Raw genomic sequence first — 25,773 nt, 5'->3', positions numbered from 1 at the left:
GCACATCATCACGTTTCCGGACACCTGTCCGGCTCGTTCCGAGGCAACCGTTCCAAGCTATCACATCCGATTTCAGGGCCGCAAATCGCTGCTTTCCTGTTCTCTTCCGTGAGAGCCGATCGATGCGACATCGAACATGCCTGTTTCCGAACCTCTCGGTCCGGCGGGCTGTTCGGTGTCGCTCGAACGACGACTAAGTTACGCCGACGCTAACGAGCCGTCAAATCCGCTGGTCAGAGGCCCGCCAGCGTCGGCGAAGGTGTCAGCCGCGGACGACTCGCACGCCGGCGAAGTTCCGCTTGCCCCGACGCAGGACGAGCCAGCGTCCGTGCAGCAGTTCTCCGTCGCGCGGGGTCCACTCCTCCGAGGCGATGCGAACGTTGTTGACCGATGCGCCGCCTTCCTTGACGGTGCGACGCGCAGCTCCCTTGCTCTCGCACAGACCCGACGCGACGAGCAGGTCGATGATCGTGTCCGGCTCGCCGGCGCGGAGCTCCGTCACGGACGCCTCGGTCAGTGCGGCCGCGAGCGTGGCCTCGTCCAGCTCGCCCAGCTCGCCTCGTCCGAACAGGGCGCGGCTGGCCAACTCGACCGCAGCGGTGTTGTGCGCCCCGTGGACGAGCGTGGTCATCTCGGCAGCGAGTCGCTTCTGGGCCTCACGTGCGTGCGGACGCTCCGTGGTGGCGGTCTCGAGCTCGGCGAGTTCGTCCTTGTCGAGGAAGGTGAACCAGCGCAGGTACTTCATGACGTCGGCGTCGGCTGCGTTGACGAAGTACTGGTACCAGGCGTACGGGCTCGTCATCTCCGGGTCGAGCCACAGGCTGCCACCACCGGTGGACTTACCGAACTTCTTGCCGTCGGACGAGGTCACGAGCGGGACGGTCAGGGCGTGCACGCTCGCGCCGTCGGTACGGCGGTTGAGCTCGACGCCGGCGATGATGTTGCCCCACTGATCGGAACCACCGACCTGCAGCGCACATCCGTATTCGCGGCGGAGCTGCACGTAGTCGTTGGCCTGCAGGAGCATGTAGCTGAACTCGGTGTACGAGATGCCGTCGCCTTCGAGGCGGCGCTTGACCGTGTCGCGGGCGAGCATCACGTTGATCGAGAAGTGCTTGCCGATATCGCGCAGGAAGTCGATCGCGGACAGCTTGCCGGTCCAGTCGAGGTTGTTCGCGACCACGGCTCCCGTCGGGGAGTCGTCGAAGTCGACGAACCGCTCGAGCTGCCCACGGATCCGCCCTGCCCATTCGGCGACGGTGTCGGCGGAGTTCATGGTGCGCTCCCCCACGTCCCGCGGGTCGCCGATCATGCCGGTCGCGCCACCTGCGAGAACGATGGGCCGATGGCCGGCGCGCTGGAAACGCTTGAGTGCGAGGAGCGGAACGAGGTGACCGGCGTGCAGGCTCGGGCCGGTCGGATCGAAACCGGCATAGAGGGTGATCGGACCCTTGTCGAGTTCGCCTCGGAGTGCGTCGAGATCGGTCGCTTGCGCGATGAGCCCGCGCCAGGTCAGTTCGTCGAGAATGTGCTCAGTCACCGTTCGATCATCCCATCACGCTCGAGGGGCGGCGGGTGCGCGTGGGCTGCGCCGGTACGCGGAGACCCCGATCGCGCCGGGAACCCACAATCGCCACGGCCTGTCGGCCGCCACGCTGATCCCCACGCGCGGACCCCGCGCGACCTCCCCGACCAGCGGTTCGGACGGAAGTTCCACCCGTACCCGAGCGTCGGAAGCATCCACGTCGATGCCGTTGTCGGTCAGGTCGAGTCCGAGCGCAGCGGCCAGATTGCCCGGACCGCGCGCAAGATTCGCGAACGGTGTGCCGGGCGTGCGACGCGAACGGACGGCCTGTTCCCCCTCGACGACCTCGCCACCCCGCAACAGCACGGCCGCGGCGGTGCCGTCGGGACCGAGGGAGACGTTCGCGCAGAAGTGCAACCCGTAGCTGCGGTAGACGTACAGGTGCCCCGCAGGTCCGAACATGACCGAATTGCGCGGGGTCGGTCCGCGGTACGAGTGCGCGGCCCGGTCCGGCCACGGTCCGTCCTCGGGTCCGCCGTAGGCCTCGACCTCCGTCAGCAGGACGGCGGTCTCCCCCACCCGGACGGTTGCTCCGAGCAGCGCTTCGGCGGCCTCGACCGGATCGAGTCCTTCGAGTTCGCCGCGGACGGATCGACGATTGCGGCTCAGTCGGTGCTCCATCCGGCGACACCGCGCGCGGTGAAGTCCTCGTGTTCGGCGTCGGTGACCTCGCGGGCCTCGTCGACGAGGAGGACCGGGATGCCGTTCTCGATCGGATACGCCCGTCGCAGTCGCGGGTTGTACAGGACGGCGTCGTCGACGAGAAGCAACGGCCCCTTGTCCTCCGGACAGGCCAGAATGCTCAGCAACGTGGGATCGACAGCCACGGATGTCCTTTCGAAGGGCGGAACCGAACCGGACCCAGGCTACCGCGCCCCGGCGGGCGAACCGGCCGTGCCCGCCTTCCACGCCGTGGCCACGGCCTTGGTGAACCGCTTGTACGTGCCGGTGTCGGGGTTGAGGTACCAGGTGCGGACGGTGGGCACGGGCAATCCCTGTTCGCGCAGACGATCGGCGGACGGGCGGTAGGACGGGCCCAACGGGATGTCGGGTACGACGTGCACGAGATCGGGTCGTTCGTCGGCCGGGACCGAGTCGAACGCCGCCGTGATCTCCGCGGCGGTCGGTGCACGGTTGCCCCGCAGCGAGCAGCCGGCCACCGCGATGTCGCGTCCTCCCACCGAGATGCCGTAGGCGACGGCGAGATCGACGCGCGGGATCGCTTCGAGCACGTCGGCCACGCTCTGGGTGAAGACCGGGCCGTGGAAGGTGGGGATGACCGTCCGCCGACTGTCGAGCAGCCAGTAGTCGCCGTCCGCATCGCGCCGGAACAGGTTGTCGGTGGGCACCCACACGTCGCCCGGTTCGAAGACGCCGCGCATCACACCGGTGATCGCCGAGGTGGCGGGGCCGGGACGGCCGAGCAGCAGCCCGACCTCGCCGACCTGCGCCTCCCGCACGAAGCCGCGTTCGTCCTCGACGAGTCGGCCTGCGCCGGCGTCGTAGGCGGCGAGGCGCACGTCGGCGCTGCCGGGCAACGGCCGGCCCTTCGAGCCGATCTTCGAGCCGGAGACGTTCGCGAGCACGACGTTGCCCTCGGTCGACGCGTAGAACTCGAGAACCCGGGCGGGCTGGAACCGGTCGAGGGTGCGGCGCCACAACCCCGGTGGCATGCCGGAACCGATGAACAACCGGATGGGATGGATGGCGTCGATGTGCAGCGACGGACTGTCGAGCACCTCACGCATCATCGACCAGGTGTAGGTGACGACGGTGACGCCGTAGCGGTGCACCTCGTCGCTGAAGAGCGACGGATTCAACCCGCGCGACAGCGCAATACGCGCCCCACCGGCCAGCGCACCACCGAAACTGACGAGCAGACCCGACGAATGATGCAGGGGCGCAAGGCAGTACATGGTGTCGCCGCGGCCCAGCGAAGCGGCGGTGGCGGTCCCGAAGGCCGACAGCGCCCATCGGTAGTTGGTGACCCGCCGCACCGCGAGCGTGTCGCCGCCACCGGAGAACAGGATGAACGCGAGTTCGCGTGCGAGTCCGGGATCGGCGACGTACCAGCCCGGCAGTTGCACGGAGGAGATGTCGAGTCGTTCGAGATCGACGACGTCGGCGCCGGGTTCGATGTCGAGGTCGCGGACGTCACCGCCGCCGAGTACCAGCACGGGCAGGCCGGTCGCGACGGCCGCGTCGAGGTTCTCGGGATCGGCGACGATCTTCTCGACACCGCCGAGTCGTACGGCCTCGGCGATGTCCGGTCCCGGCGGGATCAGGACGGACACGCCGCCGAGACGGGAGATCGCCGCGACCGCCGCCATTGCGCTGGGGCGCACGTCCATGAGGATGCCGACGTGCATCGCGGGACGGATGCCGTTGTCGACGAGCCCGAGGACGACGTTGTCGATCCGCCGGTTGACGGCCTCGAAGGTGTAGACCCGGTCCTCGAAGATGAAGCACTCCCGCTTCGGCGACTTGCGGCCGATCTCGGCGAGCAGGCCACCGACGGAGATGCGGGTGCGCGGCTGGATCTGCCCGAGCCGCGCGAGCCGGGGCAACGCGCGAGCGGCCTCACCGGTGAGATCGCGTGCTCCGCGGACGGCACCGACCGCGATCCCCGCGAGCCCCTTGCCGAAATCGGTTCCGACGTCGGCGAGCGTTGCGGCCGTGTGCGTGATGCGGGATGCGACCGAGACGCCGGTGCCCTCGTCGGTGAGGTTCGGCACGGCCATCGGCGCGATGCCGACGGGCCGGTCCCCGACGCCCTCGCGCCACTGCACCCACTCCCCGACCGACGGCCACGTCTGCTGACCGGCAACACTACCGACGACCAGACCGAAATGCCCTGCGCGCAAGGTGTATTCGTAGACCTCCGCGCGGGGCGACGCCTTGCGGATGCCGCGCACGGCGAGCGGTTGCCCGATGTCGTCGACCTCACCGATGAACGCGAGGACGGGGCAGGTGATCTCGGCGAGGCTCACCGCCCGGTCGTTGATGACGAAACCGCCACTGACCATGCGGTTGTGAGCGATGAACTGGCGCAACACCTCGGCGACGGCCGGTCCGGACCACGCCACCCACCCCTCGGTGTCGAGGAACCGGCGCTGAGGTTCTCGCGGCAGCAGCGCTTCCCGGTCGTGGAGCTGGAGCAGGAAGTCGATGCGCGATCGCACGGTCTTGACCGGATCGAGCAGCTGGAAGCCGGTGCGCGCCATCCACCCCGTGATCGCGAGGCGGTTGAAGACGTGGTCGGCGAGGAAGTCCGCGGAGTGGGTCGCGACGATCTCCGGGATCCCGAAGGGCAGGGCGGCGAGGGTGTCGACCGGGCTGCCGAAGGTGATCAGGCTCGCGATGCCGCGGCTGCGCCGGTACGCCGCGACCTGATAGCAGAACATGCCGCCCTGCGAGTACCCACCGAGGTGCACGTCGCGGCCGGTGTAGGCGCGGACGCAGTCGACGACCTCGTCGAGGGCGAGGATGTGATCGGTGAGGGTGCGTTTCCAGCCGCCCTCCTCCTGGTCGGGCGACCCGAAGTCCACGACCCAGGGGTCGAGTCCCGCTTCGTGGAGGGTGCCGACGGCGCCGGCGTCACGGGTGACGTCGTACACCTCGGCGGACACCATCATCGGTGGCACGAGGACGATCGGGATGCCCGTGGAAGCGGTGTCGGACTCGGGGAAGTACCGGCGGAGCCGGTACATGGAGGTGCGCTCGACGACCTGATAGGGCGACGACGACCGGCTGGGTTCGAGGCCACCGAAACGCAGGACTTCGAGACCGTTCTGGGCAGTGGCGACGAGCCGTCGCACCGACTCGGTCACTACATCGGCGTCCAGTCCCACGGTCCGCTCCCCTTCTCGACGATGTATCCGCACCGGTCCCCGGCACCTGCGGTTCTACACCGGTACCCGCTGCATGCCGAGAGTATGTGCCAGCCTGCCACACCACCCTCACCGTCCCGGGCAACTCGGGGTGTGCCCGGGACGGCAGGCGTGTCAGCCGCGAACCCAGTCGCGCAGGTGTGTCGCGGCGTCGCGCACGCGGCCGAGCTGCTCGGCCACCCGCACGCCCGCGGTGCCACCACGCGCGTCGCGTGAGGCGATGGATCCTTCGACGGTGAGCACTTCCCGCACCTGCGGGGTCAGGGCCGGATCGACGCCGGCGAGCTCCTCGTCCGTGAGGTCCTCGAGGCCGACCCCGCGGCCTTCGGCGACCCGCACGCATGCCCCGGCCGCCTCGTGGGCGACGCGGAAGGGAACACCCTGGCGGACCATCCACTCGGCGATGTCGGTCGCGAGGGTGAATCCGGCGGGTGCGAGCTCGGCCATCCGCTCGGTGTGGAAGGTCAGCGTCGAGACGAGACCTGCGATCGCCGGGAGCAGCAGCTCGAGCTGTGCGACGGAGTCGAAGACCGGCTCCTTGTCCTCCTGCAGGTCGCGGTTGTAGGCCAGCGGCTGCGCCTTGAGCGTGGCCAGCAGACCGGTGAGGTTGCCGATGAGGCGACCGGCCTTGCCGCGGGTGAGCTCGGAGACGTCCGGATTCTTCTTCTGCGGCATGATCGACGACCCGGTCGACCATTCGTCCGCGAGGGTGACGTACCCGAACTCGGGGGTGCTCCACAGGATGACCTCCTCCGCCATGCGGGAGAGGTCGACGGCGATCTGCGCGAACACGAACGCCGCTTCCGCCGCGAAGTCGCGGGAGCTGGTCGCGTCGATCGAGTTGTCCGCCGCCGAGTCGAAGCCCAGGTCGGCTGCGATCGCGTCGGGGTCGAGACCGAGCGACGAGCCGGCGAGTGCTCCCGACCCGTACGGCGAGACCGCAGCGCGCTTGTCGAAGTCACGCAACCGGTCGACGTCGCGCAGCAACGGATGCGCGTGCGCGAGCAGGTGGTGCGCGAGCAGCACGGGCTGCGCGGCCTGCAGATGCGTCTTGCCGGGCATCACGGCATCGGGGTGCGCCGCGGCCTGGCCGGCGATCGCCTCGACCACGTCGAGGACACCGTCGGCGATGCGCCGCGCGCTGTCGCGCAGCCACATGCGGAACAGCGTCGCGACCTGGTCGTTGCGGGAGCGGCCCGCGCGGAGCCGGCCGCCGACCTCGGGGCCGACCCGCTCGATGAGTCCCCGTTCGAGCGCGCCGTGCACGTCCTCGTCGGACTCGGCGGGGCCGAACGCACCGGAGGCCACATCGGCGGCGAGTCGGTCGAGGCCGTCGAGCATCGTGGCGAGGTCGTCGTCGGTGAGGAGTCCGGCGCGGTGCAGGACCTTGGCGTGGGCCTGCGAGGCGCGCACGTCGTACGGGGCCAGCGCCCAGTCGAAGTGCGTGGACTTGCTCAGCGCCGCCATGGCGGCGGCCGGTCCGGATGCGAACCGGCCGCCCCACAGGGCACCTTCGTTGGTGCCGTGAGCCGTCATGACTACAGGCCCAGATCGCGCTTCGCGGCGACCTTCGACGACAGGCCGTGGATCTGCACGAAGCCCTTGGCGTTGGACTGGTCGAAGCTGTCGCCCTCGTCGTAGGTGGCGAGGTTGAAGTCGTACAGCGACTCGGGGCTGCGACGGCCGTTGACGGTGATGTGTCCGCCGTGGAGCACCATGCGGATCTCGCCGGTGACGCGTTCCTGGGTGTTCTCGATGAAGGCGTCGAGGGCGGTCTTCAGCGGCGAGTACCACAGGCCGTCGTACACCAGCTCGCTCCAGCGCTCCTCGACGCGGCGCTTGTAGCGGCCGAGTTCGCGCTCGAGGGTGACGTGCTCGAGTTCCTGGTGGGCGGTGATGAGGGCGATGGCGCCGGGGGCCTCGTAGATCTCGCGGCTCTTGATGCCGACGAGGCGGTCCTCGACCATGTCGAGGCGGCCCACACCCTGTGCGCCGGCGCGGCGGTTGAGTTCCTGGATGGCTTCGAGGACGGTGACGTGCTTGCCGTCGATCGCGACGGGGCGACCGGCCTCGAAGGCGATGATCAGCTCGTCGGGTGCCTGCCAGTGGGCGGTGGGGTCTTCGGTGTAGTCGTAGACGTCCTTGGTGGGGGCGTTCCACAGGTCCTCGAGGAAGCCGGTCTCGACGGCGCGGCCCCAGACGTTCTGGTCGATGGAGAACGGCGAACGCTTGGTGACGTTGATGGGCAGGCCGTGCTCCTCGGCGAAGGCGATGGCCTTCTCGCGGGTCCAGGCGTAGTCGCGGACCGGTGCGATGACCTGGAGGTCGGGGGCGAGGGCGCCGAAGCCGACCTCGAAGCGGACCTGGTCGTTGCCCTTGCCGGTGCAGCCGTGGGAGACCACGGTGCCGCCGTGCTCGCGGGCGGCCTGCACGATGTGCTTGACGATCAGCGGGCGGCTGATGGCCGAGACGAGCGGGTAGCGATCCATGTAGAGCGCGTTGGCCTGGACGGTGGGCAGGCAGTACTCGTTGGCGAACTCGTCCTTGGCGTCGACGACGATCGATTCGACGGCACCGCAGTCGAGGGCGCGCTGACGCACGACCTCCATGTCCTCGCCACCCTGGCCGAGGTCGATGGCCACGGCGACGACCTCCTTGCCGGTCTCCTTGCCGATCCAGCTGATGGCGACGGAGGTGTCCAGCCCGCCCGAATAGGCGAGTACGACGCGTTCGGCCATTGTCTTTGTGCTCCTTCGTATTTCGACGTGCGTCTATGAGTGGTAGGTCAGGCGAGTGATTCGATTTTCGCGGCCAGTTCGGCTCCCGTCGTCGGTTCGCGGGCGATGACCGCGATGGTGTCGTCGCCGGCGATCGTTCCGACCACCTCGGGTAATGATGCCCGATCGAGTGCACTGGCCAGATAGTGCGCCGCCCCGGGCGGGGTGCGCAGCACGGCGATGTTGCCGCTGGAGTCGGTGGACACCAGCAGTTCGCCGAGCAACCGGGACAGGCGGTCGGTGCCTCCGGTCACCCCGCGCACGGGGCTGCCGTCCTCCGGGACGACGTACACCCCGGCGCCGCCGTCGGCCGCGCGGAGCTTGACGGCACCGAGTTCCTCGAGGTCGCGGGACAGGGTCGCGGTGGACACCTCGATCCCGTCCTCGGAGAGGAGAGCGGCGAGCTCGGTGTGGCTGCGCACCGGGTGCGCGGCGAGCAGTGCGACGATGCGGGCCTGCCGCGCCGCGCGCGTCGGCGCGGTCGCTGCACTGTCCGCATGGTTCGCCGCGGTGCTCACGGTCAGCTCCGGCTCTGCTCGAGCAGCCACACGAGCAGGGCCTTCTGTGCGTGGAGGCGGTTCTCGGCCTCGTCCCACACCACCGACCGCGGTCCGTCGATGACCTCGGCGGTGATCTCCTTGCCGCGGTAGGCCGGCAGGCAGTGCAGCACGATCGCGTCGGTGTCGGCGAGGGAGACGAGGTCGTCGTTCAGCTGGAACGGCCGGAAGGGTGCCTCGCGATCCTTGCCGTCGTCCTCCTGCCCCATCGACACCCAGGTGTCGGTGACGAGCACGTCGGCGCCGGTGGCTCCGGTGCGCGGGTCGTCGGTGACGGTGACGCTGCCGCCGGTCTCCTCGGCCCGTGCGCGGCTCGCAGCGATCACCTGTGGGTCGGGGGTGAACCCGGCCGGGGACGCGATGGTCACGTGCATGCCGGCGGTGACGCCGCCGAGCATCAGCGAGTGCGCCATGTTGTTGGCGCCGTCGCCGAAGTAGGTCATCCGCAGGCCCGCGGTGGCGCCCTTGTTCTCGCGGATGGTCTGCAGGTCCGCGAGTACCTGGCAGGGGTGGAAGGTGTCGGTGAGCGCGTTGACGACGGGCACGGTCGAGTGCTCGGCGAGCGTCTCGATGCGGTCCTGGCCGTAGGTGCGCCACACGACCGCTTCGGTGAACCGGGAGAACATCCGGGCGGTGTCCTCGAGGGTCTCACCCTTACCGATCTGGGTGGAGCCGGTGTCGACGACGATGGCGTGCCCGCCGAGCTGGGCGATGCCGGCGTCGAAGGAGAAGCGGGTGCGGGTGGAGGTCTTGTCGAACAGCACGGCGACGCTGAGGGGCCCTTCGAGGGGGCGGCGGGACAGCGGCGCCTTCTTCAGTTCGGCGGCGAGTTCGAGCACCTCGGTCTGTTCGGCCGGGGTGAGGTCGTCGTCGCGCAGGAAATGGCGGAGCACGGGTCGTCAGTTCCCTTCCCGGTCGGCGGTGTCGAGGACGGCGGGCAGCGCCGTCACGAAGCTCTCGGCCTGCTGTTCGGTGAGGATCAGCGGGGGCGCGAGACGGATCACGTCCGGTGCGGCGGCGTTGACGAGGAAACCGGCCTCGCGGGCGGCGGTCTCGACGGCCGGCGCCTTCGCGGCGGTGAGGACGACACCGAGGAGCAGCCCGGAGCCGCGCACGTGCGAGACGAGCGGGTGCCCGAGTTCCTCGATGCCGGCGGCGAGGGTCTTGCCGACGGTGTTCACGTGGTCGAGCAGGTTCTGCTCGTCGATCGTGCGCAGCACCGCGAGGGCGGCCGCGGCGCACACCGGGTTGCCGCCGAAGGTGGTGCCGTGCTTGCCGGGCCGGAACAGCTCGGCGGCCGGACCGGTGGCGAGGACCGCACCGATGGGCAGTCCGCCGCCGAGTCCCTTGGCGAGGGTCATCACATCGGGGGTGATGCCCGCTGCCTGATGGGCGAAGAAGGTGCCGGTGCGGGCGATGCCGGTCTGGACCTCGTCGAGCACGAGCAGGGCGCCGCGTTCGGTGGTGATGCGACGCGCGCCGGCGAGATAACCCTCGGGCGGGACGACGACGCCGGACTCACCCATGATCGGTTCGAGGAAGACGGCGGCGGTGTTCTCGTCCACCGCGGCCTCGAGGGCGGCGAGGTCGCCGTAAGGCACGAATTCGACGCCGGCGGGCATCGGTTCGAAGGGGGCGCGCTTGTCGGGCTGGCCGGTCAGGGCGAGGGCGCCCATGGTGCGGCCGTGGAAGGCCTTCTCGCACGCGACGATCTTCGGCCGTCCGGTGAGCCGGGCGATCTTGAAGGCCGCCTCGTTGGCCTCGGTGCCGGAATTGCAGAAGAAGGCGCGGCCCTCGTGACCGAAGCGATCGAGGAGCTTCTCGGCGAGTTCGAGCACCGGCGGCGAGGCGTACAGGTTCGACACGTGGCCGAGCTGGTTCAGCTGGGCGGTGACGGCCTCGATGATCGCCGGGTGGCGGTGGCCGAGGCTGTTGACGGCGATGCCGCCGAGCAGGTCGAGGTACTGCTTGCCGTCGGCGTCGGTGAGCACGGCACCGTCGCCCGCGACCAGCGCGACCTTGGGCACGCCGTAGTTGTTCATCAGCGAACCCGCCCAGCGCTGCTGGAGGTCGGACGTGCCGGTCATGCGGGGCCTTCCTTCTCGGAGGACGGCACCACCATGGTGCCGATGCCTTCTTCGGTGAACAGTTCGAGGAGCACGGAGTGCGGTTGGCGCCCGTCGATGACGTGCGCGGTGGGCACTCCTCCCTGCACGGCGCGCAGACACGCCTCCATCTTCGGGACCATGCCGGAGTCGAGCGACGGCAGCAGCGCGGTGAGCGCGTCGGCGTCGATCCGCGAGGTGAGCGAGCTGCGGTCGGGCCAGTTCGTGTAGAGGCCTTCGACGTCGGTGAGCACCACCAGCTTCTCCGCGCCGAGCGCTTCGGCGAGGGCGGCCGCGGCGGTGTCGGCGTTGATGTTGTGCACCACGCCGTCGGCGTCGGGCGCGATCGTGGAGACCACGGGGATGCGCCCGGCGGCGATGAGGTCGAGTACCGCACCGGGGTCGACGCTGGTGACGTCACCGACGAGCCCGATGTCGGTGGCCTCGCCGTCGACGACGACCGTGCGGCGGGTCGCGGTGAACAGTCCGGCGTCCTCACCGGAGGTGCCGACGGCGTAGGGGCCGTGGCTGTTGATCAGGCCGACGAGTTCGCGTCCGACCTGCCCGAAGAGCACCATCCGCACGACGTCCATGACCTCGGGAGTGGTGACGCGGAAGCCGCCGCGGAATTCACCTTCGAGGCCGAGTCGCTTCAGCATGGCGTTGATCTGCGGGCCGCCGCCGTGCACGACGACGGGGTGGATGCCGACGGTGCGCAGGAACGCCATGTCGGCGGCGAAGGCCGTCTTGAGGGTGTCGTCGATCATGGCGTTGCCGCCGTACTTGACGACGACGATCTTGCCGCGGAACTTCTGCAGCCACGGCAGGGCCTCGGCGAGGACGAACGCCTTCTGGTGCGAGGTGAGGTCGGCGATCAGTGCGTCGGTCACGTCGTCTCCTGTGTTCGTTCCGGTCACGACGAGTACGCCGAGTTCTCTTCGACGTAGGCGTGCGAGAGGTCGGTGGTGCGGATGGACACCTGCGCGTCGCCGAGACCGAGGTCGATGTCGAGCGCGATATCGGCGGCGGACAGGTCGACCTCGCGGGCGCCGGGGGCACCGACACCGTCGATGCACACCGGGTTGCCGTTGAACGACACGGAGATCTTGTCGGGGTCGAGTTCGATCGGGGCGATGCCGATGGCGGCGAGCACGCGGCCCCAATTCGGGTCGGAGCCGAACAGTGCGGTCTTCACGAGGCTGTCGCGGGCGACGGTGCGGGCACCGATCAGGGCGTCGGCCTCGCTGGCGGCGCCGCGGACGGTGACGGTGACCCGCTTGGTGACGCCCTCGGCGTCGGCCATCATCTGCTCGGCGAGGTCGTCGCACACGGCGAGGACGGCGGCGTTCAGCTCGTCCTGGCTCGGGGTGATCCCGCTCGCGCCGGAGGCCAGCAGCAGCACGGTGTCGTTGGTGGAGGTCGCGCCGTCGACATCGAGGCGGTCGAAGGTGAGCCGGGACGCGTGGCGCAGCGCGGTGTCGAGCTGCTCGGCGGTCGCGACGGCGTCGGTGGTGACCACGCACAGCATCGTCGCCAGGGCGGGGGCGAGCATGCCGGCGCCCTTGGCCATGCCGCCGACGTTCCACTTGTCGGCGTGGTGCAGGGCGGCCTGCTTGGGCACGGTGTCGGTGGTCATGATCGCGTAAGCGGCGTCGGTGCCGCCGGAGATGCCCCCGGCGAGTTCGTGGACGATCTCCTGCACGCCGGAGAGCACCTTGTCCATCGGCAGGCGATCGCCGATCAGGCCGGTCGAGCACACGGCGACCTCACCGGCACCGGTCTCGGTGCCCCAGTTGCTCAGGGCGTCGGCGACGGCCTCGGCGGTGGCGTGGGTGTCCTGGAAACCCCCGGCGCCGGTGCACGCGTTCGCGCCGCCGGAGTTGAGGATCACCGCGCGCAGGCTGCCGGACTTCAGCACCTGCTGGGACCACAGGACGGGGGCGGCCTTGACCTTGTTGGTGGTGAACACACCGGCGGCGGTGAGTTCGGGGCCCTCGTTGACCACGAGCGCGAGGTCCTGCCTGCCGGAGACCTTGATGCCGGCGGGGATGCCGGCGGCCCGGAAACCGGCGGGGCTGGTGACACCCTGGGTGCGGATCAGGCGTCCCCCGGCGATCTCGGTGGCGCCGGTGTAGACGTCGTCTGCGTACTTGTTCTCGGTCACGGAGCCACTCCCACGGTGGACAGGCCGGCGGTCTCGGGCAGGCCGAGTGCCAGGTTCATCGATTGCACGGCGGCACCGGCGGTGCCCTTGGTGAGGTTGTCGAGCGCGGCGACGACGACGAGCAGTCCGGCGTCGGCGTCGACGGTGACGGCGATCTGGACGGCGTTCGAGCCGACCACCGCGCCGGTGGCGGGCAGCGCGCCTTCCGGCAGCAGCTGCACGAACGGTTCGTCGGCGTAGGCCTTCTCGTAGACGGCACGGGCCTCGGCGGCGGTCACCGTGGTCGGTGCGGTGCAGGTCGCGAGGATGCCGCGCGGCATGGGCGCGAGGATCGGGGTGAACGAGACCTTCACGTCGGTACCGGCGAGAGCGGAGAGGTTCTGCTTGATCTCCGGGGTGTGCCGGTGGGCGCCGCCGACGCCGTAGGCGCGGACCGAGCCCATGACCTCGGAGCCGAGCAGGTCGACCTTCGGGGATTTCCCGGCGCCGGAGGTGCCGGAGACGGCCACGACGTTCACGACGGGTTCGACGATGCCGGCGGCGACGGCCGGTGCGAGTGCGAGCGAGGCGGAGGTCGGGTAGCAACCGGGGACCGCGATGCGGGTGGCGCCGACGAGGGCGTCGCGCTTGCCGGGCAGCTCGGGCATGCCGTAGGGCCAGGTGCCGGCGTGGTCGCTGCCGTACCAGCGCTGCCAGTCGGCGGCGTTCTCGAGCCGGAAGTCGGCGCCGCAATCGATGACGACGGTCGTCTCGGGCAGTTGCTCGGCGATCACGGCGGAGTGGCCGTGCGGCAGGCCGAGGAAGACGACGTCGTGCCCGAGCAGGGTGTCGATGTCGGTGGCGCCGAGCACGCGGTCGGCGAGCGGCAGCAGATGGGGATGGAACTCACGCAGGGTGGCGCCGGCGTTACCCCCGGCGGTGAGAGCGCCGATGATGAGCGAGCCGTCCTGGTAGGCGGGGTGGCCGAGGAGCAGGCGCAGGATCTCGCCGCCCGCGTAGCCGCTGGCGCCGGCCACGGCGACCCGTAGCGGCGACTCGGGGGTGGCGGTGAAGTCCGGTGAAGTACCCATACGAATGATTATGCACCCTCATGCAAATCATTTCATAGGGGGTGTCCCTTTCGAGAGGATTCACTCCGACCGCAGCGACCGTCGGATCTGCTCGAGCCGGTCGGCGGCGGCCGCCTTGCGTTCCTCGTACTGCTCCTCGAGCGTGCGAGCCGCCCCGGTCGCGTGGGCGAGCTCCTCCGCGCCGAGCGCGGTCGCCGAACGCTGTTCGATCTTCTCACGCACCGAGTCGAAGGTCGGCACCCCGTCCGCGGTGTAGCCGGTGATCTCCTCGATCGTCGGTGCGCGGACCGGGCTGTCGACGATTCCGGAGTCGACGACACCCGGTTCGACGATCTCGGCGTCGTGGACCTGAGCCTCGTGGACGTCCTCCTCGCGCGGGGTCACGTCGGGATCGGGGCTCGGCTCCGGGTCGATCGGCGGCACGTCCGGGATGTCCGGGCCCGGCGGCACATCCGGCACCGTCGGCGTCTCCGGCCCGGCCGGGGTGACGTCGGGGACGGGCTGCTCCGGCTTGTCGGGTTCCTCGGGAGACGGCACCCGGCCGGCTTCGTCCTTGCTCATGCATCCAGGCTACGTCGCTCGGCTCCCGCTGCGTCCTGTTCGGCGCGAGCCCGCAGATACGCCTCGAAGGCCTCCCGGCTGGTGTACCGCAGGCGCACACCGAGTTCCTCACGCAACCGCCGGTTGTCGAGCACCGGACGGTACTGCAGGAAGCCGACCCGCTCCGGGCCGTGCTCGGTCAGACGCAACGCGCGCCCGATCCGCAGGGCGAGCTTCAGCACCGCGGCGGGCACCGTGAGGGTCCTGCGGTTCGTCATCGCGGCGATCTCGGGCACGGTGACGACCCCGTCGCCCGCGACGTTGAAGATGCCCGTGACCGGACCGAGGACGGCCTCGGCGAAGGCCGCCGCGACGTCCGTGTGCCAGACGAACACGAACGGGCTGTCGCTGCCGGCGACGACGAGCAGCCGCTCGCGGTCGAGCAGTGCGGTGATCTGGTTGCGGACGGTCTCCCCCAGGATCGTGCCGATCCGCAGGATCACCTGTTCGAGCTGCGGATCCTCGACCCGGGTGGCGGCGAGCATCTCCTCGACGAGACGCTTGTGCCGGCTGTAGGTGAACTCGTCGTTGCCGCGGATCGGATCGTCCTCGGTGAGCGGGACCGGGTTGTCGGCGTGATAGCCGTAGGCGGCGCCCGAGGACGCCACCACCAGCCGTCGCACCCCGTAGGTCAGTGCGGCGTCGACGACGTTGCGTGCGCCGTCGACGTCGACGGCGTATTCCTGCTCCGGGGTGCTGTCACGTCCGGGGTTGACGATGGACGCCAGGTGCACGATCACGTCGGGGCGGTGGGTGCCGACGACCTCGGCGATCCGGCGGCGGTCGCGGACGTCGGCGATCACGTGGGTGACGGCGTCGTCGGCGTCCGCGGGTTCGTGAAGGTCGGCAGGTACATGGAGGTCGGCGCTGATCACCCGGACACCGCGCGAGCGCAGGGCCGCGACGACGGCGCTGCCGAGGAAGCCGTTGCCACCGGTGACGAGGGCGGTGAGGGAGGTCATGCGATCACCTTTCGAGTTGCGGTGCGACGGGACCAGACGGTGGCCAGGAGCAGTCCGGCGACGATGTCCCAGATCCCCCACCAGCCGGCGACGATCGCCATGCCCCCGAGTCCGTCGAAGAAGGTCATGACGAGGCCGAGGCCGAGACCTGCGTTGCGGATGCCGACCTCGAACGAGACCGCTCGGCGGCTGTACTCGGGCAGTCCGCTCGCCCATCCGCACAGATAGCCGAGGCCGAGGGCGATTGCGTCGTGCAGGAACACCGCGAGCAGGACGAGTCCGATGTAGTCGAGGAAGTCGGCGAAATTGCCGGCGAGCCCGGCGACGATGAAGGTGAGCAGTGCGAGCAGGGATCCGTTCTTCACCCACGGCTGGGCGCGGGACGCGAGGCCGGGCGCCTTCTGCGCAGCCCAGATCCCGAGGACGAACGGCAGCCCGATGATCAGGGCGATCTGCACGACCATGTCGAGGCCGTCGAGTTCGACCGAGCGCAGCAGCGCCCGGGTGTCGCCGCTGCGACTGCCCCAGAACGCGAAGTTGATCGGCATGAGCACGATGGCGAACACGTTCGACACGGCCGTCATCGACACCGACAGGGCGACGTCGCCGCCGGCCCGGTGGGTGAGGACGTTGGAGATGTTCCCGGGCGGGCAGCACGCGACGAGGATCATGCCGAGCGCGATCGACGGCGCGGGGTCGAGCAGCAACGTCAGCAGCCAGGTCACGGCGGGCAGTGCGAGGAACTGCGCGACGATGCCCACCGCCATGGCCTTCGGTGCGCGCAGGGCACGGCGGAAGTCGTCGACGGAGGTGTCGAGGGCGATGCCGAGCATGATCGCCGCGAGCACGACGTTGAGGACGAGCAGCGAACCGGAGTCGAAGGAGAGCCTGACGTCGTCGACGTTCACCGCACGCCTGCCCCGGTGGACGAGCCGGCGGCCTCGCGGACCGCGCGGGTCTGATCGCGCAGCGCCGTGCGATAGGCGTCCTTGTTGACGTAGTAGGCCATCCGGCCGAGCTTCAGATAGCGGTAACCGCCGGTGAGGTCCGGGGGCGAGGCCGCGAGGGCCGCCCGCCATCGCGCCGCGGCCGCCGGGTCGGTGTCGGTGAGACCGATCGCGGCGGCGACGAGTTCGGCCTGTTCGTAGCGGCCCTGCCAGCCGAGCCCGGACGACTCGACCATGCCGAGCACGAACAGGTTCGCGAACCGACGGCTGATCATGTTCAGCAGCAGGTCGGGTGCGTGGCCGCGCCAGTCGAGCAGGTCGCGGTCCAGGAACGGATAGTCGAGGACGTAACCGGTGGCGTGCACGATCATGTTGTAGCCGGCGGCGGAGCCGTCCCGGAACCGGACCTCGGCGCCGTCGTACCGCTCGATGTCGGGCCGCACCTGCACGTCCCCGTGACCGAGGTGATGCAGGATCAGCGAGTTGACGACCGGGTGCGATTCGTAGAGACGGTGGTCGGGTGCGGGCAGCCCGAAGCGGGTGGGGTCGCCGGTGAACTGGCGCAGCAACAGCGCGTCGAGGCGCTGTTTGATCGGCGCCGGCAGCGGCCGCCCGCGGGTGAGGGTGTCGGCGGGACGCCCGAACAGGTACTTGGGCACGAAGTGATAGCCGCGGCGCACGCTCAGGTCCACCGACCGGGCGTGATGGACGGCGTCGACGGCGATGTCGCAGCCGCTGTTGCCGGCGCCGACGATCAGGACCCGCTTGCCGCGGAAGCTCGTCGGGTCCTTGTAGGCGCTGGTGTGCAGGATCTCGCCGTCGAACTCGCCGGGGATCTGCGGGTGGTTCGGTGTCGCGAGGGTGCCGTTGGCGACCACGACACCGCGGTAGAGCTCGGTGGTCGCGGCGCCGTCCCGGTCGGTGGCGGTCACCCGCCACCGGTCGCCGTCCGGTTCGACGCGGGTCACGGTCGTTCCGAAGCGGTAGTGCTCACGCAGGCCGAAAACGTCGGCGTAGTCGCCGAAGTACCGGGCGAGTGCCGCATGCCCCGGATAGTCGGGTGTCTGCGGCGGCATGGGGAACTCGGCGAACTCGGTGGTCGCCTTCGAGGAGATCAGGTGCGCCGACTCGTAGACCGTGCTCGCCGGGTTGGTGATGTCCCACAACCCCCCGACGGTACTGTGGGACTCGAAGCCGACGAAGTCGATGCCCTGCCGGGAGAGCGCGCGGGCTCCGGCGAGTCCCGAGGGGCCCGCCCCGATCAGCGCATACTTCTGTTCCGTCTCCATGTGTCGTAGGCTCGCAGGCCGCGCGAATTCGGCACGGATTTTGCAGGATAATGACGAAATGGACGATTCCGAGTACGGAACTGCGCGATCGATCGATGAAATCGACCTGAGAATTATCAATGCGCTCCAGTGGTCTCCGCGCTCCACGTGGGATGCGCTGGCCGGTCCGCTCGGTCTCGATGCCGCCACGGTGGCCCGGCACTGGCGCCGCCTCGAACGCGAACGTCTGGCGTGGACCACGATCACACCGGGGCCGCGCATCCTCGCGCAGGTGACCACCGCGCTACTGGAGATCACCATGGCACCCGGCGCAAGGAGATCGGTGACCGAGGTGATGACCGGGCGTCCGCACGCGGTGACCGTCGAGGTGCCGTCGGCCGGCGCCGACCTGCTCGTCACCGCCGCGACCGCGACCTACGAGCAGATGACCCGGTTGGTCGTCGACGACCTGGCACAACTGCCCGGCGTCGCGTCGATCCGCACCCACGTGGTCTCGGAGTGGTTCACCGAGGGCGGAGCGTGGCGACTGAACGCGCTCGGGCCGGGCGAGCGAGGGGAACTGACCTCGGGCTCGCGGCGGGTAGGTGAGCGGCGCGGACGCACGGCGATCTCCGCCACCGATCGCGCGATCCTGTCGGCGCTGGCAGTGGACGGCCGCACCCCGATGCGCACCCTCGCGGAGATCGCCGGGGCCGGAGCGGCAACGGTCAAACGCCGGGTCGAGGCGTTGCTGGCCGCCGACGTCGTCGGCCTACGGTGCGAGTTCGCTCATCCCGCAGCGGGTTTCGCGGTGCTCGTCACGTTGTGGTGCACGGTGCCCGTGGAGCGGTTGACCACCACCGGGCGGGTGGTGAGCCGGGAGCCGGAGGTGCGCAACTGTTTCGCCGTCGTCGGCGCCGCGAACCTCGTGGTGCAGGCGTGGTTGCACTCCCCCGCCGAGGTCCCGGACTTCGAGGCCCGGCTGCTCGCGCGATGCCCGGACCTGACCGTGCGGGACCGGGTGCTGGTGTTGCGCATTCACAAGCTCGCCGGGCACATCCTCGACCGTGCGGGCCGCAAGGTCACCACGGTCCCGCCCGACGTGTGGCTGCCGGGCGGGGACGCGGGCGTCGTCTCAGGCGCGTAGCTCGGCACCGACCGCGGTGGCCGCGGCGGCGACCGCCGCCTCGCGGGCGGCGCTGGCCTCGTCCTCGGTGAGGGTGCGATCGGGAGCGCGGAAACGCAGCGCGAATGCGAGGGACTTGCGGTTCTCCCCCAGCTGGGCGCCCTGGTAGACGTCGAACAGACGGATGTCCTCGAGCAGGTCGCCGCCACCCGAGCGCAGGGCGCTCTCGACGTCGGTGGCCGGCACGTCCGCGTCGACCACGACGGCGACGTCCTGCAGGACCGCCGGGAACGGCGAGACCACCGGCGCCGGAAGCGATTCCACGATCGGCAACGCGTCGAGGTCGAGTTCGAAGGCGCACGTGCGGGCGGGCAGGCCGGCCCGTTCGATCACCGCGGGATGCAGTTCGCCGGCGTGGCCGACGACGACCCCGTCGACGAGCAGTTCGGCGCAGCGGCCGGGATGCCACGGCAGGTACTGCGCGGCGCGGCGCTCGAGGCGCACCCCGGCGGCGCGTGCGACGGTCTCCGCGGCGGCGAAGGCGTCGAAGGCATCGGCGGCGCGGCCCGTGCCCCACGGACCGGCCGGTTCGCGCAACCCGGCGAGCACACCACCGACATGGACGGGCTGCTTCGGCAGCGACCCTTCGAGCAGGGCGATCTCGTCGTCGGTGGGACGACGGTCGACCGGCAGCAGGTCGACCGGCTTCGTCTCGGAGGTGGGCTGCACGACCTGCGCGATCGCGTAGAGCGACAGGTCGCGCTGTCCGCGCGAGACGTTGCGGCCGAGGATCTCGAGCAGACCCGGCAGCAGCGTGGTGGCCAGCTCCGGACGGTCGGACTCGAGGGGGTTGAGCACCTTGGTGGTCACCCGTCGCGGGTCGTCGGCGTCGAGCTTCCAGGTGTCGAACACACCGGCCGGCAGGAACACCGGGGCGAGCACCTCGACGTAGCCGTCGTGGGCGAGGGCACGGGAGACGGCGCGGCGACGCTTCTGCGTGGCCGTCAGACCACGACCGGCGGGGGCGGTGGGCAGCACCGACGGGATCTGCTCGAGACCTTCGAGGCGCAGCACCTCCTCCACGAGGTCGGCGGGCTGACGCAGGTCGGGACGCCAGGTCGGCGGGGTGACGACGAGCTGGCCGTGGCCGTCCTCGCCGACGCCGACCTCGACCGCGCACCCGATCTGTGTGAGGCGGCGGGCGGCGGTGCCGTTCGGGTAACTCACCCCGGCCATGCGGTCGGGCAGGTCGATGTCCATGCGGATCGTCGGGCTCTCGGTGGGCACGACCATGTCGGTGAGGGTCGATTCCACCTGTCCACCGGCGATCTCGACGAGCAGGCTCGCGGCCCGGTCGAGCGCGGCGCGGGCCAGGGCCGGATCGACGGTGCGTTCGAAGCGCTTGCCGGCCTCGCTGCTGAGCTTGTGCCGGCGGTTGCCGCGGAAGACGGCGAGCGGATCCCAGGTGGCGGCCTCAAGCAGCACATCGGTGGTGCTGTCGCCGACCTCGGTGGTGGCGCCGCCCATGATGCCGGCGAGGGAGATCACCCCGGAGTCGTCGGTGATGACGACGTCCTCGGGATCGAGGTCGCGCTCGACACCGTCGAGGGTGGTGAGCTTCTCCCCTGCCCGGGCGCGCCGCACGACCAGTTCACCCTGCAGGGTGGCGGCGTCGAAGGCGTGCAGCGGCTGGCCGAGCTCGAGCATGACGTAATTGGTCACGTCGACCGCGGGCGAGATCGGGCGGACACCGGCGGTGTGCAGGCGGCGCTGCATCCACCACGGGGTGACGGCCTTCGGGTCGATGCCGGTGACGCGCCGCGCGGCGAACCGGGTGGCCTTCGTCTCGGGTTCGAGCCGGATCGGGTAGGCCTCGCCGCCGTCGGACGGCAGCGCCGGCACGGCCGCGGGATCGGCGAATTCGAGGTCGAAGCCGCACGCGAGTTCGCGGGTGAGTCCGCGGACGGAGAAGCAGTATCCGCGGTCGGGGGTGATGTTCAGTTCGATGACGGTGTCGCCGAGGCCGAGCAGATCGTTGGCGTCGGTGCCGGGTTCGGCGGTGCCGGGCTCGAGCACGAGGATGCCGGAGTGGTCCTTGCCGATGCCCAGCTCGGACAGCGAGCAGATCATGCCGTCGGAGACGTGCCCGTAGGTCTTGCGCGACGCGATGGCGAAGTCGCCGGGGAGCACGGCGCCGGGCAGGGCGGCGACGATGAGGTCGCCCTCGGCGAAGTTGCGGGCGCCGCACACGATGCCGCGCGGTTCGTCCTCACCGACGTCGACCTTGCAGAAGCGGATGGGCTTCTTGAACTCGGTGAGCTCGGTGATCTCCACGACACGTCCGACGACGAGGTTGTCGATGCGGCCGAGGGTCTCGATGTCCTCGACCTCGAGTCCGACCCGGACGAATCCCGCGTCGAGTTCCTCGGCGGTGACGTTCCACTCCGGGGTGGCGCGCTGCAGGATCTCGGTCAGCCAGGACTGCGCTACTCGCACTTGTGCTCAGCTCTTTCGTTCGGTCGTCGGTCGGTGGAGTCGGTGTCGGGAGCGGGCTCTCAGCCCTGCACGCCGAACGGCAGGGTGAAGCGCACGTCGCCCTCGACGATGTCGCGCATGTCGGGGATGCCGTTGCGGAACTGCAGGGTGCGTTCGAGGCCCATGCCGAACGCGAACCCGGTGTACACGTCGGGGTCGATGCCCGAGGCCCGGAGCACGTTGGGGTTGACCATGCCGCAGCCGCCCCACTCGACCCAGCCGGCACCACCCTTCTTGTTCGGGAACCACACGTCCACCTCGGCGGACGGTTCGGTGAACGGGAAGTAGTTCGGACGCATCCGGGTGCGGGTCTCCGGACCGAACAGCGCCCGCGCGAACGCGTCGAGGGTGCCGCGCAGGTGCGCCATGGTCAGGCCCTTGTCGACGGCGAGGCCTTCGACCTGCGAGAAGACCGGGGTGTGGGTGGCGTCGAGTTCGTCGGTGCGGAAGGTGCGGCCGGGGCACACGACGTAGATCGGGATGTCGCGGTGCAGCATGGTGCGGACCTGCACGGGCGAGGTGTGGGTGCGCAGCACCTGCCGCGAGCCCTCCGGGGCGATGTGGAAGGTGTCCTGCATCGTGCGCGCCGGATGGTCGGGCAGGAAGTTCAGGGCGTCGAAGTTGAAGTGCTCGGTCTCGACCTCGGGGCCTTCGGCGACCTCCCAGCCCATCGCGACGAAGACGTCGGCGATCTCGTCGGAGATGATCGAGATCGGGTGGCGGGCGCCGAGCGCGCGGCGGGTCGCGGGCAGGGTGACGTCGACGGCCTCGGCGACGAGGACCGCGGCGTCGCGCTCGGCCTGCAGCGCGGCCTTGCGGTCGTCGAAGGCGGCCTGCACGGCGGTGCGGTGGGCGTTGACCCGCTTGCCGGCGTCGGCGCGCTCGTTGCCGGGCAGCGAGCCGAGGGCGCGCTTGGCGAGGGAGATGGGCGCCTTGTCGCCGAGGTGGTCGATCTTCGCCTGGGCGAGTTCGTCGAGGTCGGTCGCAGCGGCGAACGCGTCGATCGCGGACTTCTCGGCGGCGGTGAGCGCGTCCTCGGTCAGGGCGCTCGGATCGACTGCCGGCGGGGTGCCGCCCTCTTTCTTGGCCACGACCGGTGCATCTCCTTCTTCGGACGAACGGGTGATCTCGGTAGGTGCGGTCCGGGCCGGAGGCCGCGGAAGCACGGGGAAATCCTATGTGATGGGCCGAGCGGCCCGATGTTGCACCCGCGCGCTCGCATACAGGCAGATCGAGGCGGCGGTGGCGAGGTTGAGCGATTCGGCGCGTCCGCGGATGGGGATGCGGACGCGGTGGTCGGCGCGGGCGGCGACCTGCGGGTCGAGTCCGTGGGCCTCGTTGCCGAACAGCCACGCGGTGGGTGCGGCGAGCAACTCGTCGGCGTCGTCGAGGTCGATCTCCCCGTCGGCGGCCGTCGCGAGGATCTGCACGCCGGCCTCGGCGAGCGTGGCCAGCACCCGGTCGGTGTCGCGTTCGCGCGCGACCGGCAGATGGAAGATGCTGCCGGCCGAGGAGCGCACGCACTTGCCGTTGTGCGGGTCGACGCTGTCGCCGGCGAGGACCACGGCGTCGGCGCCCACGGCGTCGGAGACGCGGATGAGGGTGCCGGCGTTGCCGGGTTCGGCGACCGCGACGGGCACGGCGAGGAGCCGCGACCGCGGCGTCACCGCTTCGGCGAGCGGCACGTCGAGGGTGTCGCACACGGCGACGAGGCCGGGCGGGGTGACGGTGTCGGACAGCCGGGCAGCGGCCCGCTCGGTGACGATCCCCACGCGCACACCCTTGCGGTGTGCCTCGTCGACGACCGTCGCGTACCGGGCGGCGGCCGCCTCGGTGACGAACAGTTCGTGCACGCGGGCGGCGGCGAGCGCCTCGGTGACGGAGTTCTCACCCTCGGCGAGGAACCGCCCGGTCTTGCGACGCTCGGCGGTCCGGAGCAGTTTCACAGCAGAAACGACCCGTGGTGTGCGCTCGGTGAGCGTGTCCACGGGTCGTTCCTGGATGTTGTCGTAGCTCAGGGCAGCACTCAGGCAGCCGGAGCGTTGACGTCGGCCGGCAGGGCAGCCTTGGCGACGGCCACGAGGCCGGCGAAGGCCTCGGCGTCGGAGACGGCGAGCTCGGCGAGGATCTTGCGGTCCACCTCGACACCGGCGGCCTTCAGGCCCTGGATGAAGCGGTTGTAGGTGATGTCGTTGGCGCGGGCAGCAGCGTTGATGCGGCTGATCCACAGCTTGCGGAAATCACCCTTGCGGGCGCGACGGTCGCGGTAGGCGTAGGTCAGCGAGTGAAGCTGCTGCTCCTTGGCCTTGCGGTACAGGCGCGAGCGCTGTCCGCGGTAGCCCTTCGAGGCCTCGAGAATCGAACGACGCTTCTTCTGGGCGTTGACGGCCCTCTTCACGCGTGCCACTGGTTATGTGTCCTGTCAGAGTTCGGGGGACGAACGAGGTGTCCCCGGATGGATCGGTCGGAGAGGCTCAGAGCCCGAGCATGCGCTTGACGCGCGGAGCGTCGGCATCGGCGACGACGGCCTTGCCGTCGAGGCGACGCGTCACCCGCGAGGACTTGTGCTCGAGCAGGTGGCGGCGACCCGCCTTCTGGCGCAGGACCTTTCCGCTACCGGACACCTTGAATCGCTTCGCGGTGCCGCTGTGGGTCTTCGACTTGGGCATGGAGTCCTCAGTTCTTGTCGTGTGCGTACATCGGTGCTCACGGACAGCACCGGATGTGCTGCCTGAGCGGGCTAGTTGCTCTGGGCGTCGCCCGTCTCGGGAGCCGGCGCGGACTCCGTGGACGGGGCTGCGGAGGCTGCCGGGCGCGGAGCGGACTTCGCCGGTGCGGCCTGCGCGGCTTCCTGAGCCTTCGCGCGGGTCTTCGCACCCTTGTGCGGGGCCAGCACCATCGTCATGTTCCGGCCGTCCTGCTTCGGACTGGTCTCGATGAAACCGAGCTCGGCCACATCGGCGCCGAGGCGCTGCAGCAACCGGAATCCGAGTTCGGGGCGCGACTGCTCGCGGCCGCGGAACATGATCGTGACCTTGACCTTCGAACCGGCTTCGAGGAAGCGCACGACGTTGCGCTTCTTGGTCTCGTAGTCGTGGTCGTCGATCTTCGGACGGAGCTTCTGCTCCTTGATCACGGTCTGCTGCTGGTTCTTGCGCGATTCGCGCGCCTTCTGCGCGGCTTCGTACTTGAACTTGCCGTAGTCCATGATCTTGCAGACCGGCGGCCGGGCGTCGGGTGCCACCTCGACGAGGTCGAGGTCGGCTTCGATTGCCAGGCGGAGGGCATCTTCAACACGCACGATTCCGACCTGTTCACCGCCGGGTCCGACGAGTCGGACTTCGGGAACTCGGATGCGTTCGTTGATGCGGGTCTCAGCGCTGATGGGGCCTCCTAGGTAGAGCGGTGTGGTCGGTCTGACCGCACCGCAGCACGTGGCCCTACTCCTCGACAAGAAGACCCCGCTGTGGTGCCGAGGCTCCACGCGGGGTCCGATACCGACCGGTCGACGGCCACCCGGCTCGCGCCGGATGATCCGCACCGCCCGATGAAGGGCGGACGTCCGGGGCTTCCGCACCCGGAGGACCGGACCCCTGAGCTGCATCGATGTGCCGCCAGAGGTGGGAGTCGGACTCCACTTTGCTGCCCACGGAGGATCACCGCGGGCGGTCGTGGGATCAAGTCTAACAAAAAGCCACGTCGACGACGAATCGGCGCGTCGGCGCCCCACCCGCGCGGTCGGCGAGGAGCGGCGCAACCCTATGCTCGACGCTATGACGGATGCTCCCGAGACCCCCGATCAGGACGCTGCGGCAGAGGATGTGCGCGAGCTCGCCGACATCCCGGCCGTCGAGGTGATCAGCCGCGCAGCCGTGATGCTCATGAGTTCGGCTGCCGAGAAGCTCGGTCTCGCCGACGAGGATCCCGACAGCAGCGCACGACGCGACCTCGACGAAGCCCGCCGCGTGATCACCGCACTCGCCGGCCTGATCACATCATCGGTGGAATATCTCGGTCCGCACGCCGGTCCGCTGCGCGAAGGGCTGCAGGCCCTGCAGCGCGCCTTCCGTGAGGCGTCGGCCGTGCCCGACGAGCCCGGCAAGGGCCCGGGCGAGAAGTACACCGGCCCGGTCTACTGAGCCGAACCGGCACTTTTCGCCTACGTCACGATCCACAGCCCGACTTCA

At 70.0% G+C, this 25,773-nt stretch carries 24 protein-coding genes; 2 read left to right on the top strand and 22 right to left on the bottom strand.

All coding sequences use genetic code 11. From position 1 onward, the window contains the following. Positions 1-262: 262 nt before the first annotated feature. From tyrS to ACPCXD_RS20095, 16 genes are all read right to left on the bottom strand, one after another. Positions 263-1,540: a tyrosine--tRNA ligase gene (gene tyrS, locus ACPCXD_RS20170; protein WP_423660974.1), complete on the bottom strand. Its 1,278-nt coding sequence runs from the start codon at positions 1,538-1,540 to the stop codon at positions 263-265. A gap of 15 nt (positions 1,541-1,555) precedes the next feature. Then, on the bottom strand, positions 1,556-2,206 hold the full coding sequence (locus ACPCXD_RS20165; RefSeq protein ID WP_423660972.1) for a DNA-3-methyladenine glycosylase: 651 nt from the start codon (positions 2,204-2,206) through the stop codon (positions 1,556-1,558). Beyond that, positions 2,191-2,412, bottom strand: coding sequence for a Trm112 family protein (locus ACPCXD_RS20160; RefSeq protein WP_016692763.1), 222 nt, complete (start codon positions 2,410-2,412; stop codon positions 2,191-2,193). Before ACPCXD_RS20160 ends, ACPCXD_RS20165 begins: the two co-directional genes overlap by 16 nt. A 39-nt stretch (positions 2,413-2,451) precedes the next feature. Beyond that, positions 2,452-5,436: an AMP-binding protein gene (locus ACPCXD_RS20155; protein ID WP_423660970.1), complete on the bottom strand. Its 2,985-nt coding sequence runs from the start codon at positions 5,434-5,436 to the stop codon at positions 2,452-2,454. Between the two features lie 153 nt (positions 5,437-5,589). Then, complete coding sequence (gene argH / locus ACPCXD_RS20150) at positions 5,590-7,011, bottom strand: argininosuccinate lyase (RefSeq protein ID WP_016692765.1); 1,422 nt, start codon at positions 7,009-7,011, stop codon at positions 5,590-5,592. Between the two features lie 2 nt (positions 7,012-7,013). Then, the gene (locus tag ACPCXD_RS20145; RefSeq protein ID WP_088899252.1) at positions 7,014-8,213 is read right to left on the bottom strand and encodes an argininosuccinate synthase; all 1,200 of its coding nucleotides are present in this window, start codon (positions 8,211-8,213) and stop codon (positions 7,014-7,016) included. A gap of 47 nt (positions 8,214-8,260) precedes the next feature. Then, positions 8,261-8,770, bottom strand: coding sequence for an arginine repressor (locus ACPCXD_RS20140; RefSeq protein ID WP_423660967.1), 510 nt, complete (start codon positions 8,768-8,770; stop codon positions 8,261-8,263). Positions 8,771-8,772: 2 nt separating this feature from the next. Beyond that, complete coding sequence (argF, locus tag ACPCXD_RS20135; RefSeq protein WP_258260738.1) at positions 8,773-9,702, bottom strand: ornithine carbamoyltransferase; 930 nt, start codon at positions 9,700-9,702, stop codon at positions 8,773-8,775. Positions 9,703-9,708: 6 nt separating this feature from the next. Further along, positions 9,709-10,896: an acetylornithine transaminase gene (locus ACPCXD_RS20130; RefSeq protein WP_145691054.1), complete on the bottom strand. Its 1,188-nt coding sequence runs from the start codon at positions 10,894-10,896 to the stop codon at positions 9,709-9,711. Next, complete coding sequence (gene argB, locus ACPCXD_RS20125; protein ID WP_423660964.1) at positions 10,893-11,831, bottom strand: acetylglutamate kinase; 939 nt, start codon at positions 11,829-11,831, stop codon at positions 10,893-10,895. Before argB ends, ACPCXD_RS20130 begins: the two co-directional genes overlap by 4 nt. Further along, positions 11,828-13,078, bottom strand: coding sequence for a bifunctional glutamate N-acetyltransferase/amino-acid acetyltransferase ArgJ (argJ, locus tag ACPCXD_RS20120; RefSeq protein ID WP_423660962.1), 1,251 nt, complete (start codon positions 13,076-13,078; stop codon positions 11,828-11,830). Before argJ ends, argB begins: the two co-directional genes overlap by 4 nt. Continuing rightward, positions 13,075-14,148, bottom strand: coding sequence for an N-acetyl-gamma-glutamyl-phosphate reductase (gene argC / locus ACPCXD_RS20115; RefSeq protein WP_423660960.1), 1,074 nt, complete (start codon positions 14,146-14,148; stop codon positions 13,075-13,077). Before argC ends, argJ begins: the two co-directional genes overlap by 4 nt. 60 nt (positions 14,149-14,208) lie before the next feature. Continuing rightward, positions 14,209-14,709, bottom strand: coding sequence for a PspA/IM30 family protein (locus tag ACPCXD_RS20110; protein WP_423660958.1), 501 nt, complete (start codon positions 14,707-14,709; stop codon positions 14,209-14,211). Then, positions 14,706-15,710, bottom strand: a complete 1,005-nt coding sequence (locus ACPCXD_RS20105) for an NAD-dependent epimerase/dehydratase family protein (protein WP_423660956.1) — start codon at positions 15,708-15,710, stop codon at positions 14,706-14,708. The genes ACPCXD_RS20110 and ACPCXD_RS20105 overlap by 4 nt, the downstream gene beginning before the upstream one ends. After that, positions 15,707-16,618 (bottom strand): bile acid:sodium symporter family protein, encoded by a 912-nt coding sequence (locus ACPCXD_RS20100; RefSeq protein WP_016692775.1) that lies wholly within the window; start codon positions 16,616-16,618, stop codon positions 15,707-15,709. The genes ACPCXD_RS20105 and ACPCXD_RS20100 overlap by 4 nt, the downstream gene beginning before the upstream one ends. Beyond that, positions 16,615-17,946, bottom strand: a complete 1,332-nt coding sequence (locus ACPCXD_RS20095; protein ID WP_016692776.1) for a flavin-containing monooxygenase — start codon at positions 17,944-17,946, stop codon at positions 16,615-16,617. Before ACPCXD_RS20095 ends, ACPCXD_RS20100 begins: the two co-directional genes overlap by 4 nt. Positions 17,947-18,004: 58 nt before the next feature. On the opposite strand from ACPCXD_RS20095, the gene ACPCXD_RS20090 reads away from it, so the two are divergent. Next, positions 18,005-19,072, top strand: coding sequence for an Lrp/AsnC family transcriptional regulator (locus tag ACPCXD_RS20090; protein ID WP_016692777.1), 1,068 nt, complete (start codon positions 18,005-18,007; stop codon positions 19,070-19,072). Here ACPCXD_RS20090 and pheT read toward each other — a convergent pair. The 6 genes from pheT to infC form a co-directional block, all read right to left on the bottom strand. Continuing rightward, positions 19,061-21,547: a phenylalanine--tRNA ligase subunit beta gene (pheT, locus tag ACPCXD_RS20085; protein WP_088899261.1), complete on the bottom strand. Its 2,487-nt coding sequence runs from the start codon at positions 21,545-21,547 to the stop codon at positions 19,061-19,063. The genes ACPCXD_RS20090 and pheT overlap by 12 nt on opposite strands. Before the next feature lie 59 nt (positions 21,548-21,606). After that, positions 21,607-22,677, bottom strand: coding sequence for a phenylalanine--tRNA ligase subunit alpha (pheS, locus tag ACPCXD_RS20080; RefSeq protein ID WP_026061249.1), 1,071 nt, complete (start codon positions 22,675-22,677; stop codon positions 21,607-21,609). A gap of 84 nt (positions 22,678-22,761) precedes the next feature. Next, positions 22,762-23,574, bottom strand: a complete 813-nt coding sequence (locus ACPCXD_RS20075; RefSeq protein WP_026061250.1) for a TrmH family RNA methyltransferase — start codon at positions 23,572-23,574, stop codon at positions 22,762-22,764. Positions 23,575-23,612: 38 nt separating this feature from the next. After that, a complete protein-coding gene (rplT, locus tag ACPCXD_RS20070) occupies positions 23,613-23,993 on the bottom strand; it encodes a 50S ribosomal protein L20 (RefSeq protein WP_006553977.1) in 381 nt (126 codons plus the stop codon). Positions 23,994-24,060: 67 nt separating this feature from the next. Beyond that, positions 24,061-24,255 (bottom strand): 50S ribosomal protein L35, encoded by a 195-nt coding sequence (gene rpmI / locus ACPCXD_RS20065; RefSeq protein ID WP_006553978.1) that lies wholly within the window; start codon positions 24,253-24,255, stop codon positions 24,061-24,063. Between the two features lie 71 nt (positions 24,256-24,326). After that, the gene (gene infC, locus ACPCXD_RS20060) at positions 24,327-25,040 is read right to left on the bottom strand and encodes a translation initiation factor IF-3 (RefSeq protein ID WP_080597679.1); all 714 of its coding nucleotides are present in this window, start codon (positions 25,038-25,040) and stop codon (positions 24,327-24,329) included. 319 nt (positions 25,041-25,359) lie between these two features. Here infC and ACPCXD_RS20055 point away from each other — a divergent pair, with 319 nt between their 5' ends. Further along, the gene (locus ACPCXD_RS20055) at positions 25,360-25,725 is read left to right on the top strand and encodes a DUF1844 domain-containing protein (RefSeq protein ID WP_016692782.1); all 366 of its coding nucleotides are present in this window, start codon (positions 25,360-25,362) and stop codon (positions 25,723-25,725) included. The last annotated feature ends 48 nt before the right edge of the window (positions 25,726-25,773 follow it).

Source organism: Rhodococcus sp. AB351, from assembly GCF_049538275.1.
GTDB lineage: Bacteria > Actinomycetota > Actinomycetes > Mycobacteriales > Mycobacteriaceae > Rhodococcus.
This window is presented reverse-complemented; position numbering and strand designations above follow the sequence as displayed.